Genomic DNA, 2,918 nt, shown 5'->3' on the forward strand with positions numbered 1-2,918 from the left:
GCTTCGTGGGCGAGCTGATTTTCCAGATGTCCTATTACGGCATCCTCGTGGCGCAGCGCATCTTCATGGCCATCATGATGATATTCTGCCCCGTCATGTTCGCCCTGTCCCTCGCCCCGCCGTGGAACTCGGCGTGGAGCCAGTGGATGTCCAAGTTCCTTTCCCTCTCGCTCTGGGGCTTCGTGACCTACATGTGCCTGTACTACGTTGACTTCATCCTGCTTTACAACCTCCAGCAAGACCTCGTGGCCTACGACCACCTGCTGCACGGTTCGGTCAACTCGTGGTCGCAGATCGGCGCGTTGGGGCTGCAGGGCATCGGCTCCAACTGCATGTACGCCATGGGAATGCTGGTCGGCGCGTACATCATACGTTTCGTCCCGGAAGTGGCCTCGTGGCTCATCCCCGGCGGCGTAAGTTCGGGCGCGGCCACGGCGGCAGGCTCCACGGCGACGGGCATCGCCTCCATGGCAGGAGGAGCGGCCGGTTCGGTGGCCGGGGGCGCGGTTTCCATGGTCAAGCCCAAATCTGGAAGATAAACTTAAAAATTCAAGAATATGCTCATAGAATCACTGGCACAGAAAACAAGGCTCGCCATGATAACGGTGCTGGCCACCGTCGGCGGATGCGTCCTCATCTGCGGCTTCACCGTATGGTGCTGCATTTCCTTAGTGAACAGGGAAAGGGACCAGATATACATATTGGACGGCGACATCCCGTTCCTCGCCGAACGGGCGCAGCTGGAGGCCAACTTCACGATGGAGGCCAAGGCGCACATCCAGCTCTTTCATCAGTATTTCTTCAACCTGCCGCCCGACAACGACTATATCAAGTGGACACTCGGCAAGGCGATGTACATGGCGGACGGCACGGCCCTGAAGCAGAAACAGGCGATGGACGAGAACGGCTTTTACTCCGACATCATCTCCTCGTCGGCGGTCTGCACCGTCATGTGCGACTCCATCAGCTTCGACGAGCAGGAACGGAAGTTCATCTACTACGGCACGCAGCTCATCAAGCGGCGCACCCGTGACCTGAAACGCTCCCTTGTCACGACCGGCTATGTCGAATCCGTACCGAGGACGCGGAACAATCCACACGGGCTGCTGATTACCAACTGGAGGACGCTTGAAAACAAGGATTTGGACTATTGAAAATCGGGTTTTGCGGTTGTCCGGTCATAAGGTTTTTCGGTATCCGATACCACTGAACCGTTAAACGGCCTCACGACCTCAGGACCTTAAAACCATATATCCCTAAATAATATGAGAATCAGAAAGAAACTTCGGGAAAGCCGCCTGAGGACGCACCAGCAGATCCGCGCATGGCTCCAGCCCAAACTGGGCAAGGCAGGGGAAAGGCTTCGTCTGGCCGGGCGCATCCGCCTGGCGAACATTTGGGCGCGGAAGCATCCGAAAAGGACTTTCGCCTATGTCACGGGGACATTGTCTCTTTTACTGGTATGTTCCCTTGTCACGGTCAATAACAGGCCGGATAACGCAGACGCACATGACATCAGCACCATTGCCAGCATGGAACCCCTGTTCCAAGGCTTCCGCACCATACAGTCGAACAAGGGGCTGCACCGTGTCACGATGCTGGAGCTGGCTGACAGCGGACGGGCCATCCGCCGGGAACTCGACTCGCTGATAGCTATCAGGCGGAAGTCTCACGGTGACTCCCTGCGGATTGTCAGGCAGTACAGGCGGCTGGAGAACATTGTAAAATTCATCAACAACAAGGAAGGACATGATTAAAGTCAATTTCAAACAACCCAAGTACATCTTCCCGGCGGTCATCTTCATACCGCTGTGCGCCCTGGTGTATTTCGTGATGCAGACCTTCGGGGGCGGCGGAGAGCCGGAACAGGCCGTGGCCACCGACCGCATCAACACGGAGCTGCCCGAAGCGCACGCCGAGGAAGCCGGGGACAAGATGTACGAGATGTCGCGCCGCTTCGGCGACGAGGACGCCTTTACCGCCGTGGGCGGCATCGGCGAGGAGACGGAAGAAAAGGAAGAGCCGGGACACGGCTACAGCGAGGAGGAACTGGATGAGCTGGATGCCGCCGAGGCGGAGCGCATCCGGCAGCAGCAGGAAATGGAGGAACTGGAACGCTCGCTGGCGGAGTCCAGGCGGCACATCAATTCATACGCCTACGGCAACAACATGCCTTTGGATGGTTTGTCCGACGGGAACGGCGGCATGGGCTACACCTCGCAGGACGATTTCGCCCGCGACCTGGAGGAAATCCAACGCCGCAGCTACGAGAGGCAGAAGGCCATCGAGCGCGGCCTTGGGTTCGGAGACCTGGAAGCGGAGGAGGCGGCGAAAAGGCAACGCGCCGACTCGTTGGCGAGAATCCGCAGGGAAGAGGCGGAACGTAACCGCCCGAACCTCGTCATCAAGTCGGCCGGCACCAACGCGGACAAGTTCCATACGGTGGCCGCTCCCAATGATGCGGCGGAAGCAAAACTGATACGCGCCATGATAGACCAGACCACCAAGGCCAGGGAAGGCACGCGCCTGCGCTTCAAGCTGCTCGACGACGTGACGGTAAGCGGCACAAAATTGAGGAAAGGCACTTACCTCTACGGCACGGTGACGGGCTTCTCCAGCCAGCGCGTGAAGGCGACCATCACCAGCATCCTTGCCGGAGACAGGTTCATCAAGGTCAAGCTGTCCGTATTCGACAACGACGGCATGGAAGGCTTCTACGTGCCCGAATCCTCGTTCCGCGACTTCGTGAAGGATGCCGGTTCCAACGTGGTGCAGCAGGACATCAACATCGAATCGGACGGCGGCTACGGCTCCGGCATATCCGGCGAGGCCATTGCCTTACAGGCCCTGCAGAACATGTACAACTCCGCCACGTCCGCCCTGTCGTCCAACATCCGGAAGAACAAGGCGAAAATCAA

At 58.5% G+C, this 2,918-nt stretch carries 3 protein-coding genes and 1 pseudogene; all 4 read left to right on the forward strand.

Features of this window, described 5'->3' with window-relative positions; all coding sequences use genetic code 11:
• Positions 1 to 539: pseudogene (locus H6B30_RS15695) on the forward strand (hypothetical protein); the annotation flags it as partial.
• 18 nt (positions 540 to 557) lie between these two features.
• Entirely contained in the window at positions 558 to 1,154 is a 597-nt protein-coding gene (gene traK, locus H6B30_RS15700; RefSeq protein ID WP_205112203.1) for a conjugative transposon protein TraK, read from the forward strand.
• A 111-nt stretch (positions 1,155 to 1,265) separates the two neighbouring features.
• Positions 1,266 to 1,757 (forward strand): hypothetical protein, encoded by a 492-nt coding sequence (locus H6B30_RS15705; protein ID WP_205112204.1) that lies wholly within the window; start codon positions 1,266 to 1,268, stop codon positions 1,755 to 1,757.
• Positions 1,750 to 2,918, forward strand: a 1,169-nt coding sequence (locus H6B30_RS15710; RefSeq protein WP_205112205.1) for a conjugative transposon protein TraM, incomplete at its 3' end; no start/stop codon positions are given. The genes H6B30_RS15705 and H6B30_RS15710, both read left to right, overlap by 8 nt.

Origin of the sequence: Marseilla massiliensis (assembly GCF_016899955.1) — a bacterium.
GTDB classification, from domain to species: domain Bacteria; phylum Bacteroidota; class Bacteroidia; order Bacteroidales; family Bacteroidaceae; genus Prevotella; species Prevotella intestinigallinarum.